Raw genomic sequence first — 17,221 nt, 5'->3', positions numbered from 1 at the left:
GTGATTAGGCTGCGTGCCATGGCCAGCGATGTGGACACCGCACCGCTCGTGGGTCGGGCCGAGCTGGTGCAGACGGTTCGGTCCGCGTTGCTCGGTGACGGCGCGCACGGGCAGACCGCCGCCGTCTTCCTGACCGGCGAGAGCGGTGTGGGCAAGACCCGGCTGCTGGGCGAGATCGGTGACCGGCTGCGTGAGCAGGGCGCCGTGGTGCTCACCGGCAGTTGTCTGGACATCGGCGACGCGTCGCCCCTGCACCCGTTGTTGCAGGCGCTGCGGCGCTTCGACGCCGATCTGTCCACCCGCGCGCGCACCTCCTCGGCGGTACGGGGGCTGTTGCAGATGTTCGCCGACGAGACCGCCGGCCCGGACGGCGCGGGCGCGCTGCTGGAGCGGGTCTCGCGCGGGCTGCACCTGATCGCCGAGGGCCGACCGCTGGTGCTGATCCTCGACGACCTGCAGTGGGTCGACCGCAGCACCCGGCAGCTGCTGCTCTACCTGTTGGCCGGGCTCGGTGACCTCCAGCTCTCGGTGCTGGCGGCGGTGCGCGCCGAGTCGTTGCAGGGCGCACACCCGCTGCGCCGGGTGCTCACCGAACTCCGCCGGCTGCGCACGGTGCGGGTGCTCGACCTGGCGCCGCTGGGCCGGGCCGACACCGAGGAGCTCGCCGCCGCCGTGGTCGGCCGGACGCTGTCCGCCGAGGCGGCCGAGCAGGTGTGGCAGCGCAGCGGCGGCAACCCGTTCGTCATCGAGGAACTGGCCCGCGACCTGCGCGACGGCCGCGACGGCCTGTCCGAGACGTTGCGGGAGATCTTCCTCGACCGGGTCGACGCCCTGCCCCAGCACGCGCACGCGGTGGTGCACGCGGTGGCCGCCGGCGTCGAGCCGGTGCAGCACTGGCTGCTGGCCCAGGTGCTGCGGCTGCCGGAGGACGAGCTGATCGACGCGGCCCGCGCCGCGGTGGCACACCGGCTGCTGGTCGGCGCCGACGACGGCTACCGGCTGCGGCACCGCCTCGTCGCCGAGGTGCTGGCGCACGAGTTGCTGCCGGCCGAGCGTTCCGGGCTGCACCGCCGCTACGCCGAGGCGCTGACCGCCGCGCCGGGTGAGCTGCACCAGGCGCGGCTGGCACACCACTGGCGGCTGGCCGGTGAGCCGGCGCGCGCGTTGCCGGCGGCGGTCGCCGCCGCACAGGAGGCCGAGCGGCTGCACGGTTACGCCGAGGCGCACCGGCACTGGTCGGCGGCGTTGCAACTGGCCGCCGACCCGGGCCCGCTGACGGTGGACCGGGTCGAGCTGCTGGAGAACGCCGCCGAGGCCGCCCACCACTGTGGGGAGCACGCCCGCGCGTTGGCCCTGTTGGAGGAGTTGGCCTCGCTGCGGGGTGGTGAGCCGAGCTGCGCGCTGCACATCCGTCGGGCCCGTTACCTGGCCGCCGCCGGTCGTTCGGCGCTGGCCGAGGAGGAATACCAGCGGGCGCTGAAGGCAGCGGACTGCTCCCCGCGCGACCGCGCCGCCGCGGCCGCGCGGCTGGCCGAGCTGCTGCTGCACCTGGGCCGCTACGCCGACGCCGGCGAGCGGGCGCGGGAGGCTCTGGCGCTGGCCGAGAACGTGGAGGGTTCCGCCACCGAGGTCGTGCTGGCCAGCTCGGCGCTGGGCTTCAGCGACGCCTGTCTGGAAGACCCCGACGCCGGTCTGGCGGTCATGCGTGACGCCCTCGACACCGCCGAGCGCGCCGGCCAGCCGGAGGACGTCGCCTGCGCGTACCTGCACCTGGCGGAGCTGCTGACCGGGCCGCTGAACATCCTCGAAGAGGGCGTGGTGGTGGCTCGGCGGGGCGCCGAGCGGGTGGCCGAGCTGGGGTTGGGCCGCACCTGGGGCACCCGGCTGCTGGCCATCGCCATCAACGGGCTGTTCAGGGTGGGCCAGTGGGCCGAGGCGGAGAAGGTGGTCGCCGCGGCCCTGCGGCACCGACCGTCCGGAGCGGACGCCGTCGAGTTGCTGCTCGCCCGCTGCCGTCTCTCGGTGGGCTACGGCGACATCGAGGCCGCCGGTCGGGACCTCGACGCGGTGGCGACCCTGCTCGCCGGCGGCGGGGCGCGCCACGTCATCCCGCTGCTCACCCTGCGGTCCGGGCTGGCCATGTGGGAGGGCCGGCACGACGTGGCGCGGCTGGCCGTCCAGCGTGGCCTCACCGAGAGCCGCTCCGACGACGTGATGATCCTGTCCGCCCTGGTCTGGCACGGCCTGCGCGCCGAGGCGGAGGCCCACGCCAGCCGCACGGTGGACGTGGATCCGACGGCCGTACGCCGGCTGCGGGACGTCGCCGACCGGGTGGCCCGCAAGAGCGCCGGCGCGGCCCGACCGGTGCGCTCGGTGGTGGAGGGTTTCCTGGCGCTCTGCGCCGCCGAGGTGAGCCGCCTCGACGGCAGCGACCCGGAGCTGTGGGCCGTGTCGGCCGCCGAGTGGGACCGACGCCACCACCCCTACCCGGCGGCGTACTCCCGTCTGCGGCAGGCCGAGGCGTTGCTGGCTCGTCGCAGCAGGGTGGCCACCGCCGGCAAGCTGCTGCGGGAGGCGTACCACGTGGCGCAGGGGTTGGGTGCGGTGCCGTTGACCTCGGAGATCCGCGAGCTGGCCGGGCGGGCCCGGGTGTCGCTGGAGGAGCGGGAGCCCACCGGCGCCACCCGCGGGGCGCCCACCGAGGCGTCCGACGACGAGTTGGCCGCGCTCACCGCACGGGAGCGGGAGGTGCTCGCCCTGGTCGCCGAGGGGCTGACCAACAAGGAGATCGGGCAGCGGCTGTTCATCAGCGAACGGACCATCGGGGTGCACGTGTCGCACATCTTCGACAAGCTGCAGGTCCGCACCCGCGTCCAGGCCAGCGCGATCCAGTTGCGCAACCACCGGGGCTGAGCGACCCCGCCGTACGTAGGCCCGTGTGCGCGCCGGGATACGTCGTTCTACTGATCCGGCCGGCGGGTGTCGGCTGAGAGGCTGGGCCGCGTCGACGACGGCACGGGGGATGCCGCCGACCACCATGGAGGAGAGATGACCGAACCGGTCTGGGGGCCCGTGCACCGGGACATCGTCGACCTGCTCGCCGATCACCCCGCGGACGTGCCGGCCGTGGTCGATCACCTCACCAAGCTCCAGGACATGCTGGTGCGGCTGCCACCGTTGCAGGCCAGTTGCCCACTGGCCGACTTCAACAGGCTCTACCTGACCATCACCAGCAGTGTGCTGGACGGGCTGTACGACGACCGCTTCGTCGACCCGGCGTTCCTCTCCCGGCTCGACGTCGAGTTCGCGGCGCGGTATTTCGACGCGATGCGGCTGTGGACCGACTCCAGCCCGGGCACGCCGAAGGCGTGGTCGTGCCTCTTCGAGCGGATGCGTGGGCCGGACGCCCGCCCGTTGCCCTCGGCGGCGGCCGGCGTGAACGCGCACATCAACTTCGACCTGCCGTTCGCCCTGGTGACCACGTTCGACCACCTGGAGTCGGAGCCCGTCGACGGCAGCGACCAGCACCACGACTACCTCGAGATCAACAAGATCTTCGCGGACAAGATCCCCGGTCTGCGGCGCGGCTACCTGGAGCGGTGGCAGCTGCTGATCGACATGCTCAACGGCGACATCGACGACTGGTACCAGGGGGAACTGGTCGAGTACACCCGCGATGTCGCCTGGCGTAACGCACAGAAGATCTGGCGGTGCCGGCACGACCCGGACGCCCGCGAGTGTGAGCGCATGCGGTTGGACGACAACGCCGCGGCGCTCGGCCGGCTGCTGCTCTCGCCCCTCGGGGCGTTCCTGCAGTAGTCGGGACGGGGGGTCCCCGCGCTCCGCCCCGTGGGGGGCGGCGGAGCGCGGGGGCGCGTCCCACCCGCTCCACCCACCCCGCGGGGTCGCCCGACGTTCGGTCGGCCCCGGGGGAGAACAGCCGGTCGGCCCGGGGGGTGTCGACCGTCTGCCACCGTCGGCCGGCCCGGGGGGTGCCGGCCGGCGGTGGGGGAGGGGCGTCCACGGTCCGAGATTCGGGGTGTCGGATGGCGCGCAACGGGTACGCCCGCGCCATGACCGTCCTGGCCCGGCACCGGCCCGCCGCCCGACCCCGGCCGGCGCGGCCCGGGCCCCTGCGGCCGGGTGGCCCGGTGTCGCGACCCACCGCCCGTCCCGGTGCGCGATGACCGGGGTGCCGACGCGGTTTCCGTTCCGCTTCGATCCGGCGTTCCGCCCGGTGTTGGCGCTGCTGGGGGTCCGCCCGGCGACGGCGTGGGTCGCCGTGACCGACCAGGATCTGCTGATCCGGTACGGGCCGTGGCGGCTGCGGACCCGTCGGGCCAACGTGACGGCCGTCGAGCTGAGCGGCCCGTACCGCTGGTGGCGGGTGATCGGGCCGCACCTGTCGTTGGCCGACGGGGGCGCGAGCTTCGGCAGCAGCACGGCCGGCGGGATCTGTCTGCGCTTCGGCGAACCGGTGCCGGCCCTGGTGCCCGGCGGACGTCCACGGCACCCGGCGGCCACGATGACCATCGCCGACCCGCCCGCGCTGGCCCGGCTGCTCGCCGTCCCGGACCTGTCCTGAGCAGGCCGTCCACGTCCCCGGTTCCACCGGCCGGGCCGCCGGCCACCGCCTACCGTCGGATCAGGATCTGTGAGGGTGGGACGGACCATGGGTGACGAGCACCGGGCGAAACCACGACGGTGGAGTGGACGCCGGCACACGCCGAACGGGCCGGACCCGGCGCTGCGGGCGGCCCGCGACCCGGCCCGCCCGCACCGGGGCGGCCGGCCGGGCGTCGTGGTGCCCGAACACGTGCCCACCCCGGTCCGTTCGGCGCCGCCGGCGAGCCCACTGCGCCGGTGGCTCTTCCAGCACCAGGTGCAGCCGCCCGGCCCGGAGGCGACCGAGGGGCAGGAGCGCCGGCACGCCTGGTGGCAGGTGATGTGCCTGACCGGCGTGGACTACTTCTCCACCCTGTCGTACCTGCCGGGCATCGCGGCGGTGGCGGCCGGCGCGCTGTCCCCGCTGGCGACCCTCCTGATCGTCGCGCTCACCCTGTTCGGCATGCTGCCGATGTACCGGCGGGTGGCCCACGAGAGCCCGCACGGTCAGGGCTCGGTGGCGATGCTGGAACGGCTGCTGCCGTTCTGGCGGGGCAAGATCTTCGTTCTCGTGCTGCTCGGCTTCGTGGCCACCTCCTGGATCATCACGATCACCCTCTCCTCGGCCGACGCCACCGTGCACCTGCTGGAGAACCCGTACCTGCCGGACGCCCTGCACGGCTCCCTGGTGCCGGTCGTGGTCACCGTCGTGCTGCTGCTCATCCTCGGCGGGGTGTTCCTGCTCGGGTTCCGCGAGGCGGTGGTGGTCGCCATCCCGCTGGTCGCGGTCTTCCTGGTGCTCAACGCGGTGATCGTCGTGGTCGCGGTCGCCCGGATCGCCGGCGACCCGGGCATCGTGTCGGACTGGACCGCCGCGTTGACCGAGACCGGTGGCGGGCCCGGCGGCGTGCTGCTCACCGCCGTGCTGGCGTTCCCTCTGCTGGTGCTGGGGTTGTCCGGTTTCGAGACCGGGGTCAGCATGATGCCCCTGGTCTCGGCCGACGGTCCGGACAAGCAGGCCCGACTGGCCGCCCGGATCCGCAACACGCGTCGGCTGCTCACCACCGCCGCCCTGATCATGTCGGTGTACCTGATCTCGACGACCTTCGTGACCACGGCGCTCATCCCGGAGGAGGAGTTCCGGCCGGGGGGCGCCGCGAACGGGCGGGCGCTGGCGTTCCTGGCGCACACCCACCTGGGGGAGGTGTTCGGCACCGTCTACGACGTGAGCAGCGTGCTGATCCTCTGGTTCGCCGGCGCCTCGGCGATGGCCGGGCTGATCAACATCGTCCCGCGCTACCTACCCTCGTACGGTATGGCGCCCGAGTGGGCGAGGGCGGTGCGCCCGGTGGTGATCGTCTACACCGTGGTCAGCGTCGCCATCACGATCGCCTTCCGGGCCGACGTCAACGCCCAGGCCGGGGCGTACGCCACCGGCATCCTGGCGATGATGGTCTCCGGCGCGGTGGCGGTGACGATCTCCGCGGCCCGCCGGCACCAGCGCGGCGCCGCGATCGGCTTCACGGCGCTGACCCTGGTGCTGCTGTACGCGTTGCTGGAGAACGTCATCGAGCAGCCGGACGGGATCACCATCTCCGCGCTGTTCATCCTCGGCATCATCGTTGTCTCGCTGGTCTCCCGGGTCACCCGGACCACCGAGCTGCATGCCGAGCGGATCGAGTTCGACGAGCCGGCCCGTCGCTTCGTCACCGAGTCGCTGGCCCATGACGGGCAGCTGCACCTGATCGCGAACAAACGGCAGAAGGGCTCGGTGAAGGAGTACACGGTCAAGGAACGGGCGCAGCGCGGGATGAACCCGGTGCCCGGCGCCGCGGACGTGCTGTTCCTGGAGATCGACGTGGTCGACCCGTCGGGGTTCAGTCAGGTGCTGCAGGTGCACGGGATCGAGGTGGGGGGCTTCCGGGTGCTGCGGGCCAGCAGCCCGGCCGCGCCCAACGCGATCGCCGCGATCCTGCTGGCCCTGCGTGACGCCACCGGGGTACGGCCGCACGCGCACTTCGAGTGGTCGGAGGGGAGCCCGATCGCGCACCTGGCGCGCTATCTCATCCTCGGCCGTGGCGACACCCCGCCGGTGGTGCGGGAGATCATCCGTCGGACCGAGCGGGACCCGCTGCGCCGGCCGGGGATCCACGTCGGCGGGTGACCGAGTGCCCTTTTGGTGGGCTCCGAAGATGAATAAGGGCACTATTCACGTTCACACCTTCTTGTCCGGATTGCGGACTTATCGTGGCGTCTGGTGGTCGGCGGTACGTCGAGCGCCCCGCGGGCGGATCGGCACGCGGTCACGGTAGGCAGGCAGGAAGGTAGGCATTCTTGATGTCCACGTACCCAGGAGGAGACCCCGCGACCCGACCCAGACGACGGTCCCGATGGTTCCTCGCCAGCGGCTTCCTGGCGGGAAGCCTGGTCGTGGGAGCGGCCGGCGCGGCCGGCGTGGCCGCCGCCGCGGACCGCGCCCTCTCCCTCCCCGGTCTGGGCCGGCTGAGCGCGACGGCCGGAAGCGACGACGACCGCCGGGCCGCCGACGGGGAGCGGCGCGACCAGGACGGCGCCGAGCGGGCCCGTCCGGCCACCCCGGGCACCGGTAAGCGCGGTGTGGTGTCGGTGCCCTGCGACGCCGCGAAGCTGGTGGCGGCGCTGGTGACGGCCAACGCCGAGGGCGGCGCGGAACTCCGGCTCGCTCCCAAGTGCCGCTACACCCTCACCGAGGCGTTCCACGAGACCGACCAGTACGACGGCGGGATCCGCGACGCACGGGAAGCGGCCGACGCCGCGGAGACCCCCGGTGACGCCGAGGCGCCGCCGCACAACCCGGCCGACGACACCGCCGGCCTGCCGGTGATCTACCAGCCCATCACGATCGACGGCGCCGGAGCCACCATCGCCCGGGACGCCCAGGCCGCCGCGTTCCGGTTCTTCACCGTTCGCGACGGCGGCGAGCTGACCCTGCGCGACGTGGAACTGCACAACGGCCGCTCGGCCATCGAGGGTGGCAGCGTGCACGTGGTGCACGGTGCGACGGCGCTGGTGGAGCGGGTCACCGTCACCCAGAGCACCTCGCTGTCGCCCGAGGGCGGCGGCGGGGGCATCTTCAACGACGGCAACATGGTGGTCACCGACTCCACGTTCATCGGCAACAGCGCCTCCGGCGCCGCGGGCAAGGGCGGGGGCCTGCTCAACGGTGGCGTGCTGACGCTGAAGCGCTCCGAGTTCCACCGCAACAGCGCCAACGCCTACGGCGGCGGCCTCGGCAACTACCGTGGCGCGGCCGACGTGGAGAGCGCCTCCTTCACCCAGAACAGCGCCGGCCAGGGCGGCGGGCTGGCCAGCTTCTCGGCCCGGACGAAGGTCTCCGACACCGAGCTGCTGAACAACACCGCGCAGGTCGGCGGCGGGGCCGCGAACTCCGACGCGGTGCTGGTCATGCGCACGATGACCATCCGCGGCAACACGTCCACCGTCAACGGCGGCGGCATCTCGACCGTGAAGGGCCTGACGCCGCTCGACGACAGCGTGATCGACGGCAACACGACCCACGGCCTCGGCGCCGGCATCTACGCCGAGAAGGCCAACCTGCTGGTACGCGGCAGCGACGTGACCCGCAACGAGGCTGTCGGCGCCGCCTCCGTCGGCGGCGGCATCTACGCGACGGCGGGTTCGGTGGCGATCTACACCAGCAGGATCACCCACAACGCGTCGACGGTGAAGCCCGGCGGCATCTTCGCCTCGCACGCCCAGGTCAAGATCGACGACGAGAGCGTGGTCGTCGAGAACGAGCCGACCAACTGCGAGGGCAGCCAGGTGCCGATCACGCACTGCTTCCGCTGAGCGGACCCGCGCATCCTTCTCGACCGCGCGACCGGCCGCCCCGACGATCAGTCGGGGCGGCTCGGCGCGTCCCCGCTGCTGGCTGCCCGCCGGCCGCCGGCCGCTGCTGGCTGCCCGCTGCCCGCTGCCCGCTGGCCGCTGTGTCAGGGTGCGGCGGCCGTCAGCCCATCGCCCGGAGACGGCCGGCCAGGTCGCCGGCGAAGAAGTCGAGGAAGCCGTCCGGGTCGGGGCCGGCGTTCTGCAGCACGATGTGGTCGAAGCCGGCGTCGACGTAGGACCGGACCTTGGCGACGTGCGGCTCCGGGTCGGGGCCGACGGCGAAGAGCTGGCGGATGTGCTTCTCCTCGACGTACGCGCTGGCCGCGTCGAAGTTGACCGGGTTCGGCAGCTCGCTCATCACCTTCCAGCCGGTGACCATCCACCGGCTGGTCTGCAACACCGCCTGCACCGCCTGTTGCTCGTCGGTGGCCCAGGCCAGCGGAACCTCGGCGTAGCGCGGGCCCGACCCGTGCGCGTGTCGGTAGTGCTCGATGATCGACGCCTCCGGCTCGGTGGCGAACAACCCGTCGCCCAGCTCGGCGGCGAGCCGGGCCGAGGCCTCGCCGCTGGCCGCCACCGCGATCACCGGTGGGGTGTCCGGCAGGTCGAAGATCCGGGCGTCCTCCAGTTGCAGGTGCCGGCCCTCGTACGACTGGTAACCGCCCTGCCAGAGCAGCCGGATGATCTCCAACGCCTCGCGCAGCCGTTCGTGCCGGCCCCGCACGCTGGGGAAGCCCTGGCCGACGACGTGCTCGTTGAGTCGCTCGCCGGCGCCCACCCCGAGGGTGAACCGCCCGTCGGAGACCAGTGCCATGGTCGCCGCGGCCTGCGCGATGATCGCCGGGTGGTAGCGCACGGTCGGGCAGGTGACGCCGGTGGCCAGCCGCAACCTGCTGGTCTTGGCCGCGATGGCACCGAGCACGCTCCAGGTGAACGACGAGTGGCCCTGCGCGTCGAGCCAGGGGTGGAAGTGGTCGCTCATCTCGACGAAGTCGAAACCGGCCCGCTCGGCCAGGACCGCCTGCCGGATGATCTCCTGAGGGCCGTAGCCCTCCGAGGCCAGCTTGTAGCCGATCTGCATGGCACGCTCCCGACGCCGTTCGCTGACTGACCCCGGGTCGGTTCCCGACCCGGTCACCGACAAACGCCGCCAGGCCTCGCAAACCAGCCTCCTAGGACGCCGTACGCGGTGTGCGGTGGCGCTCCTCGCCGAAGACCGCCACCGGCGGTGCAGGTCGTCACCAGCGCGGCCACGTCGTCAGGTCGAGAGCGACCGGTCAGCGCACCAGCAGGTCGATCACGCCGGTCAGGTCCTCCTCGCCGCCACCCTCGGCCAGACGCCGGCGCATCAGGTCGACGAAGGGGCGGAGCAGCTCGGTGCCGACACCCTGCGCCTCGGCGGTGCTCAGGAGGGTCGGGGTGCCGGCCACCTGCATGGCGAGAGTGGAGACGACACCCCTGGTGTAGTCACCGCTGCGCAGCTGGTCGGCGGTCTGGTGCACCGTCGGGACCATCGCGACGAGCCAGTCGGCCAGCAACGGGGCGAGCGCCGCAGGGTCGACGTCCTCCCTGCGGATCAGGGCGAAGGCGTGCGCGACTCCGGCGAACATCCCGTACATGGCGCTGAGCAGGGCCACGTCGTGCAGGGCCGCGAAGCCCGCATCCTCGCCGACGTAGGTCGTGCCGGCCGGTACACCGAGGGTTTCCTGGTGCCGCTCGAACACCGTCCGTGAGCCGCTGTAGAGGACGTAACCGCCGGCCTCCGGGGTGCCGATCATCGGAGGGACGGCCATGATCCCGCCGTCGAGATAGCGGGCGCCACGCTCCCGGGCCCACTCGGCGCGGGCGCGGGCCTGGTCGGGGGTGCCGGTGGTGAGGTTGACCAGGTCCTTGCCGGCCAGGTGCGCGCCGGCCAGCACCTCACCGACCGAGGTGTCGTCCAACAGGCAGACGACGACAAGGGTGTTCGCCGCGACCGCCTCGGCGGCGTTGTCCGCGACCCTCGCGCCGTCGGCGGCCAGAGCTACGGCGCGGGTCGGGGTGCGGTTCCAGACGGTGAGTGGGTGACCGGCGGCGAGCCAGGTACGTGCCAGCGCGGTGCCCATCGCGCCCAGTCCCAGCATGGTGACGGCGGTCTTCTCGACAGTGTCGTGTGCCATGCCGATTAGGCTGGTCGCGTTCCCACAAGTGATCAAGTACGCACGTGGGAGTGGGTGGTTACCCCGGGGTGAGCAAGCACGTCAGAAGGGGCGGGACATGGCGACGCTGAACCGGCCGGGCGCACCGGACGCACACATCTGCGGGATCGACACGGCGATGGAGGTGATCGGTGGCAAGTGGAAGGTGCTGATCCTCTGGGCGCTGGACGAGCACCCCCACCTGCGCTTCGGCGAGCTGCGTCGACTGCTTCCGGGGATCACCGAGAAGGTGCTGACCTCCCACCTTCGGGAGATGGAGGCGGACGGCGTCGTGCGGCGCGTCTCCTACGACGAGGTGCCGCCGCGCGTGGAGTATTCGCTGACCGAGGACGGCACACGCCTCAACGAGGCACTCGAACCGCTGGCAGCCTGGGGCCGCCAACGGCCGAGATCCGGTGGCGCAGCCGGCACGAACGGGGCCGGCGTCCCACTGGGCGATGACAACGGCAGCCCCGAACATCTCCGAACGGATTCCTGACCAGGTCGGACATCCGATCGGCTGTTCGGGACAGGCGCCGTCCCTTCCGACGCTCACCGTCGGGCCACAGACTTTTTCTCATCCGGCAGGGCCGCGCGACGGAGGGCTGACAGAGGTCCGAGGTCACCCCTGAGTATGACCCGGCCGCCAGACGAGGTGAGGCGTGGATCGACGTCGGCGGCCGTCCTGGTCGCGGCAGAGCCAACAGGGGAGTTCAGGATGACCAACAGACTGTTCCGTCGTGCCGCCGCCGTGGTCGTGGCGGCTGTCCTCGGGGGTGGGGCAGCCCTCGCCGCAGCGTCACCAGCTCAGGCGGCGACCACCTGCAAGCGCGGCGAAGCTACCGTCGCCAGCCCGACCGGCGGTCCGGGAGGCACCGCGGCGGCGGCCATCTGCATCGACGGCACCGGCCACGCCTGGATCGACTGGTACGACTACAGCTACGTCCGGGACCGGAAGGCCGACGGGTACGCCGCCCGCGCGTACGTCTACTGGTCGACCCAGTACACCGGTGCGATCGGCGTCGACGACACCACCACCTCCGCGGCCACCACCCTGAAGTGGGAGTCCAACGGCGGCACTCAGTACCGCTGGACGGAGGTCTGGGTGTGCCTGGGCTTCGCCCACCCCGATGACGGCAACGGCCGATGCGCCCTGGTCGTCTACCACGCCTGAGAGGTCCTCACCGACACGCGCCGGCCCGTGCCCCCCGACCAGGGGACACGGGCCGGCGTACGTATGTCCTACTTGGACGGCTCGGGCAGCTTGCAGTCGACCTTGGGGTTGGCGCCGATGTAGTTCAAGGGCCCGGCCACGATGGTGACCAGGATGGTGCCGGCCTCGGCGCAGTTGGTGTCGTCGCCGCTGTAATAACCTCGCTGGCCACCGGCGATGGCGCCGATCACCAACCAGATCACGACGATGACTCCGAGTATCGAGGTGCCGCGCATCGCTGCCTCCTGAGGAATGTGGTGGATCTGAGGTGCAGGCGTTGTACCCAATCGGGTCACGCGGCTAACGGTCACCCGCCGTGACCCCCGGGGCATCGTCCGTCCGGACGATGCCGTCCGCCGTTGAGTACCGCCCCCGCATCGGCCGCCCGCACCGGGTCGCGCGTGTCGGCTATCGGATCGCCGACCGACCTCGCCGTCGTACGGGCCGGTGGACGTAGAACTGCCTCAGCGCCCCGCCGAGGAGGACTCATGGACGCCCCGACACCGCCCCTGTACATCGACCGTCCCGAGGACGTCGCGGTCGCCGCCCGCGCCCTGGCTGGCGGCGCGGTCGTCGCGGCGGCGTTCGCCAACTTCTACGTCATCGTCACGCGTCCCGACGCGGGCACCGTTGCCCGGGTCAACCTGGCCAAGGGGCGCCCGATCCACCAGGTCGGCAGCATCACCACCGCGATCGGGCGGATCCCGGGGATGTTCGACTGGACCCGGATCTCACCCCGTCTGCCGGTCGGTCGGGTGCGGGCGTTGATGGACGCCCTCTACGGGGCCGGGCCGTTCGGCTTCCGGGGCCCGGCGGCGGAACGCCTCCCCGAGCACCTCGTCCAGGTCGACCAGGGGATGCGCACCACCCAGGTGATCGCGCCGGGTCTGACCTGCCCGTCCAACGCCTTCTTCGAGCGGGCGCTCGCCGAGACCGGGTCTGACCACCTCTACATCACCTCGGCGAACCGGTCCCGTCACCTCACGGGCGCGGCCGAGGAACCGGCGCACTGGAAGGCCGGGGCCCTAGCCGCCGACTTCGCCCACCTCGACGACCTGGTGGTGCTCCTGCACCGGGACGAGGCGGCAGCCCGCGCGGCGTACCCGGGCTACCTCACCACCTCCGTCACCCTGCTCTCCTTCCACGCACCGGAGGGTGAGCTGGAGGAGCCGCCCGTGCTCACCGTGGACCGGCACGGGTCGCTGCACCTCGACGACGTCCGCCGCGCCGCCGCGCCGCTCGGCCTCCAGGTGCGCCTGGCCGGCACCGCCCAGCAGCGGTTGCAGGTCCGGGGGTACGCGGGGGCACTGGTGTGAGCGACTACCGGGTCGGCCTGGTGGTGCCCAGTTCGAACACCACCATGGAGACCGAGATCCCGGCGATGCTGCGCCGACGCGAGATCGTCGATCCGACGGTCCGCTTCACCACGCACGCCAGCCGCGTACGACTGCGTCAGGTGACCGCCGACGAGCTGGCCCGGATGAACCGCTCCGCCCTCCGGTGCGCCGCCGAGCTGGCCGACGCCCGCTGCGACGTCCTCGCGTACGCCTGCCTGGTGGCGGTGATGTGCGAGGGCGCCGGGGCGCACGAGCGGGCCGAGCGGCGGTTGGGCCGGGCGGCCGGTCGCGCCGGGCACGACATGCCGGTGGTGACCAGCGCGGGCGCGCTGGTCGCCGGGCTGCGGGCGCTGGGCGCCCGCCGGGTGGCCCTGATCGCGCCGTACCTGCCGCCGTTGACCGCGACCGTCGCCGCCTACCTTGCCGCGCACGGGGTCCAGGTGACCGAGGCGGTGAGTCTGAGCGAGCCGGACAACGTGGCGGTGGGGCGCATCCCCACGTCCCGCCTGGTCGAGCTGGCCGATCGGCTGGACGTGACCGACGTGGACGCGGTGGTCCTCTCCGCCTGCGTGCAGCTGCCGTCGTTGGCGGCGGTGCCGCAGGTGGAGGCCCGCCTCGGCCGCCCGGTGCTCACCGCGGCCACCGCCACGGTGCACCAACTGCTGACCGGTCTGGGTGTCGAGCCGTACGTGCCGGACGCCGGACGTCTGCTGGCCGGAACGTCCCGCTGATCCGTCGGCGTCGCGCTGATCCGTCGGCGTCGCGCTGGCCGGCTCAGTGCGGTGGAGTGGGCACCTCCGGCGGCTTGCCGTAACTGCGTCGGAAGTCGGCGTACGCCACGCCGACCAGCACCAGGAGGGCGCCGAGGGAGGCGAAGACCGGCGGCAGGTACAGCACGGCGGGCGCGATGGTGAGCAGCGCCAGCACCCCGCCGGGGCGCGACCACGACACCCGGCTGAACACCTCGTACTCGAAGGAGGCCCGCCCGGCCAGGAAGAGTGCCGGACCGCCGAGGATCACCGCCGCCCAGGCCGGTGGCGTCCGTCCGGTCGGTTCGTGCAGCACGAGGTCGAACCCGGAGGCCGTGGTCACCACCCCGGCGACCATCACCAGATGGGTGTACGGCGCGGTGAACAGGAACTTGCCCGGCGACCCCGACCCCTTGATGGCCATCGGTAGCAGCTGACCGGACTTGTGCACGTAGATCCGCCAGAGCAGCAGGGTGGTCAGGAACGCCACCGCGAACGCGCCGATGTTCTCCGTCTCGCTGTGCTGCCCACTGAACATGGTGCCGATGGTCAGGATCGCGTCGCCGAGGGCGATGATGAAGAACTGCTGGTAGCGCTCGGAAAGGTGCTCGGCCGTCACGTTGCGCTGGGGTTCCGGCACCACCCCGAGCCCCGGCACCGGGTACGCGAGCCGGAAACCGACATAGTCGATGGCGAGCGCGATGGCCCAGCACACCAGCCGTGCGTCGTCGCTGACGAACCCGCCGATGATCCACGGGATCGCCGACACGGCGAACCAGACGAAGATGCGTGCCGCCCGACGCTGGGTCTGCGGCTCGCGGCGTACCGCGGGCATCAGGAACAGCCCGCGCCCCAGGTGGATCGCCACGTAGGTGCCGGCGAAGACGAGCCCCCGGTCGCCAAAGGCATCCGGGATCGCCGTGGTCATCAGCAGCGCGCCGAACATCACGGCACTGATCAGCAGTTTGATCTCGGTGCGTTCCGGGTTGTACAGGTCGGTGACCAGGGTGGTGATCACCCAGGTCCACCAGACGGCCGCCAGCATGATCAGTGCCTGGCCGGCCCGGTGCCAGTCGAGCTGGTCGACCATTCCCCGGGAGATGAGGGCCAGCGCGACCACGTACACCAGGTCGAAGAAGAGTTCGAGAAGGGTCACCCGGCGCGGGGCGGCCGGATCACGCACCGGAGGGCGGCGGGCCCCAGGGGACCCGGGCTCCGGCGCGGCGAAGTGCACGGGTTCCTCCTGCGGAACCGGTCGACTCGACGGACCCGTCCGGTCCACCTCCCCGGACGGTAACGATCGGTCGACCGCACGGCCCTGGATTCGCCGGCCCGTCCCCCAACCGGGGTGATCGACTCGGGTTCCTGAAAGTCGGGGTGTCCGGGCTGGTCGGACACCGCGGTTTCCAGCAGGGCGAGTCGATCACCGTGCGTGGGCGCGGGGTGTGCGGGCGGGGCGGAGGTTGATCGACTCGGGTTCCTGGAAGTCGGGGTGTCCGGGCCGGTGTGACACCGCGGTTTCCTGCAGGGCGAGTCGATCGCGGGTGTGGGGCGTGGGGCGTGGGGTGTGCGGGCGGGCGGAGGGTGATCGACTCGGGTTCCTGGAAGTCGGGGTGTCCGGGCCGGTGTGACACCGCGATTTCCTGCAGGGCGAGTCGATCGCGGGTGTGGGGCATGGGGTGTGCGGGCGGGCGGAGGGTGATCGACTCGGGTTCCTGGAAACCGCGGCCTCCGGGCTGGTCGGACACCGCGGTTCCTGCAAGGCGAGTCGATCACCGTGCGCATTGTCGGTCTGATCCCGCCGGCCCTGCGGGTGTTCCGACCCGCACGGCCGAGCCCTCGGCCTACCGTCGCGTTGGACGGTGGGCCGGGGGCTCGATCTCGGGCGTCAGGCCTGGTTGCCGTTCGGCAGCACCGCGGCCATCTGGTCAGCGGCTCCGGCGAGCACGCGGGCCTGCTGCGGCCAACTGGCCAGCCCGGGTGCGGCGCGCAGACCGGCGGCCCGGATCAGGTCGCGCAGCGCCGGCTCGTCCAGCGCACCGAGCTGGCCGTACGTGCGTACGCCGGCGTCCTGCAACGCCGCCGCCATCTTCGGCCCGATTCCCTGGATGCGACGGAAGTCGTCGGCCGGGCCCGTCGGGTCGCCCTCGTAGGTGCCGATCGCGGTGTCGGCGGTCGAACGGACCGGCGGGGTAGCGGTGACGGCCGGGCGGACCGGAGGCGCGGCCACCGCCGCCCCCGACTCAGCATCCACCGGCTCGGTGTCCGGGTCGGTGCTCGCCGCGCTCCCGGTCGCCAGATCAGCGCCCACCGCGTTGGTGTGCGCGGCGTCCGTGTCCGCCGCCTCTGCGTCCACCCGGTGAGCGTCCGTCGGGTCCACGTCCACCGCGTCGGCGGTCACCGGCGCCTCGGCCGGTGCCGGCTCGGCCACCGTGGCCCTGGTCTCCGCGTCGACGGCCGGGGCGGCCGGGACCACATCGTCGGCCGGGGTGGCGACGACGGGCTCGTCGGTCGGGGCGCTGTCGAGCGGGGCGTTGTCGAGCGGCGCGCGCTCGACGGGCGGGAGGTCGTCCGCGGGCTGGCGGGGGGCGACCACCGACGCCGGGGCGGGCTGCTCGTCGACCGCGACCGGCTCGGACGTCGACTCCACAACGGGCTCCGACCGCAGCTCGGCCGGGTCAGAGGGCTCGGCGGCCGGCACCGGCGGCGGGGGCTCGGTCAGCGCCATGTCGGCCGGGTCGATCGTGCTCGGGGTCTCCGTCGGGACGGGAACCGGGGTGGGAGCGGTCACCGCGGTCACCGCGGCCGGCGCGCTGACGGTGTCCACCGGCACCGGCTCGTCCGCGACGGCCGCCGGGGCTGGGTCCACGGCGGCGGCGGGCCGGACCTCGTCGGTCGTGGCCGCGGGCGTCGGCGTGGAGATCACGGCCAGGCCGGCGACGGGGTCACCTTCCACAATCGAGTTGCCTTGCACGCCCCGCCGGCCGCGCAGCAGCCACCCGGCGGCCAGTCCCAGCAACAGTGCCAGTACCACTATCAGCGAGTGTCCGATAGACCACGCCACGGCGAACCTCCCTCTCAGCTCGTTGGATAAGTCACGAGAAAAACTCGCCGCAGCTTCGCACACGCGTGTTGCCGACGAGAGAGAGGATCGGCCAGGGGCGTTGCACGCGGGACGGTCACCTCAGTCGGTGCCCGCCGAGTCACACTGTGTCGCGTCAACCAGCACAAAAGCCAGGCCCGCCAAAGCCA

14 protein-coding genes are annotated in these 17,221 nt (G+C 72.6%); 9 read left to right on the top strand and 5 right to left on the bottom strand.

The window, feature by feature from the left end; translation table 11 throughout:
- Positions 1-18 precede the first annotated feature (18 nt).
- The 5 genes from LADH09A_RS25645 to LADH09A_RS25625 all read left to right on the top strand — a co-directional run bounded on the left by LADH09A_RS25645 (position 19) and on the right by LADH09A_RS25625 (position 8,454).
- Positions 19-2,913 carry a helix-turn-helix transcriptional regulator gene (locus LADH09A_RS25645; RefSeq protein WP_238648090.1) on the top strand — a complete coding sequence of 965 codons (2,895 nt, stop codon included), beginning with the start codon at positions 19-21 and terminating at the stop codon, positions 2,911-2,913.
- A 135-nt stretch (positions 2,914-3,048) separates the two neighbouring features.
- Positions 3,049-3,819, top strand: coding sequence for a DUF5995 family protein (locus LADH09A_RS25640; RefSeq protein WP_238648089.1), 771 nt, complete (start codon positions 3,049-3,051; stop codon positions 3,817-3,819).
- Positions 3,820-4,183: 364 nt separating this feature from the next.
- The gene (locus LADH09A_RS25635) at positions 4,184-4,585 is read left to right on the top strand and encodes a hypothetical protein (protein WP_238648088.1); all 402 of its coding nucleotides are present in this window, start codon (positions 4,184-4,186) and stop codon (positions 4,583-4,585) included.
- A gap of 87 nt (positions 4,586-4,672) precedes the next feature.
- Entirely contained in the window at positions 4,673-6,769 is a 2,097-nt protein-coding gene (locus LADH09A_RS25630; protein WP_238648087.1) for an APC family permease, read from the top strand.
- A 173-nt stretch (positions 6,770-6,942) separates the two neighbouring features.
- Positions 6,943-8,454 carry a right-handed parallel beta-helix repeat-containing protein gene (locus LADH09A_RS25625; RefSeq protein ID WP_238648086.1) on the top strand — a complete coding sequence of 504 codons (1,512 nt, stop codon included), beginning with the start codon at positions 6,943-6,945 and terminating at the stop codon, positions 8,452-8,454.
- 160 nt (positions 8,455-8,614) lie between these two features.
- Here the strand turns inward: LADH09A_RS25625 and LADH09A_RS25620 are convergent, their stop codons facing one another.
- Entirely contained in the window at positions 8,615-9,574 is a 960-nt protein-coding gene (locus LADH09A_RS25620) for a TIGR03557 family F420-dependent LLM class oxidoreductase (RefSeq protein ID WP_238648085.1), read from the bottom strand.
- A 196-nt stretch (positions 9,575-9,770) separates the two neighbouring features.
- The gene (locus LADH09A_RS25615) at positions 9,771-10,652 is read right to left on the bottom strand and encodes an NAD(P)-dependent oxidoreductase (RefSeq protein WP_238648084.1); all 882 of its coding nucleotides are present in this window, start codon (positions 10,650-10,652) and stop codon (positions 9,771-9,773) included.
- 97 nt (positions 10,653-10,749) lie between these two features.
- Between LADH09A_RS25615 and LADH09A_RS25610 the strand changes: the two genes are divergently transcribed.
- Both LADH09A_RS25610 and LADH09A_RS25605 read left to right on the top strand, forming a co-directional pair.
- Entirely contained in the window at positions 10,750-11,169 is a 420-nt protein-coding gene (locus LADH09A_RS25610; protein WP_238648082.1) for a winged helix-turn-helix transcriptional regulator, read from the top strand.
- 219 nt (positions 11,170-11,388) lie between these two features.
- A complete protein-coding gene (locus tag LADH09A_RS25605; protein WP_238648081.1) occupies positions 11,389-11,844 on the top strand; it encodes a hypothetical protein in 456 nt (151 codons plus the stop codon).
- Between the two features lie 68 nt (positions 11,845-11,912).
- On the opposite strand, the gene LADH09A_RS25600 is transcribed toward LADH09A_RS25605, so the two are convergent.
- Positions 11,913-12,119: a hypothetical protein gene (locus LADH09A_RS25600; protein WP_007460667.1), complete on the bottom strand. Its 207-nt coding sequence runs from the start codon at positions 12,117-12,119 to the stop codon at positions 11,913-11,915.
- Positions 12,120-12,371: 252 nt separating this feature from the next.
- Between LADH09A_RS25600 and LADH09A_RS25595 the strand changes: the two genes are divergently transcribed.
- Positions 12,372-13,199, top strand: coding sequence for a hypothetical protein (locus LADH09A_RS25595; protein WP_238648080.1), 828 nt, complete (start codon positions 12,372-12,374; stop codon positions 13,197-13,199).
- Complete coding sequence (locus tag LADH09A_RS25590) at positions 13,196-13,951, top strand: maleate cis-trans isomerase family protein (protein ID WP_238648079.1); 756 nt, start codon at positions 13,196-13,198, stop codon at positions 13,949-13,951. Before LADH09A_RS25595 ends, LADH09A_RS25590 begins: the two co-directional genes overlap by 4 nt.
- Positions 13,952-13,994: 43 nt before the next feature.
- On the opposite strand, the gene LADH09A_RS25585 is transcribed toward LADH09A_RS25590, so the two are convergent.
- Both LADH09A_RS25585 and LADH09A_RS25580 read right to left on the bottom strand, forming a co-directional pair.
- Positions 13,995-15,125: a low temperature requirement protein A gene (locus LADH09A_RS25585; protein ID WP_238648077.1), complete on the bottom strand. Its 1,131-nt coding sequence runs from the start codon at positions 15,123-15,125 to the stop codon at positions 13,995-13,997.
- Positions 15,126-15,857: 732 nt separating this feature from the next.
- Complete coding sequence (locus tag LADH09A_RS25580) at positions 15,858-17,003, bottom strand: helix-hairpin-helix domain-containing protein (RefSeq protein WP_238648075.1); 1,146 nt, start codon at positions 17,001-17,003, stop codon at positions 15,858-15,860.
- Positions 17,004-17,221: the final 218 nt, after the last annotated feature.

This window comes from Micromonospora cabrerizensis, from assembly GCF_022230955.1.
GTDB lineage: Bacteria > Actinomycetota > Actinomycetes > Mycobacteriales > Micromonosporaceae > Micromonospora > Micromonospora cabrerizensis.
This window is presented reverse-complemented; position numbering and strand designations above follow the sequence as displayed.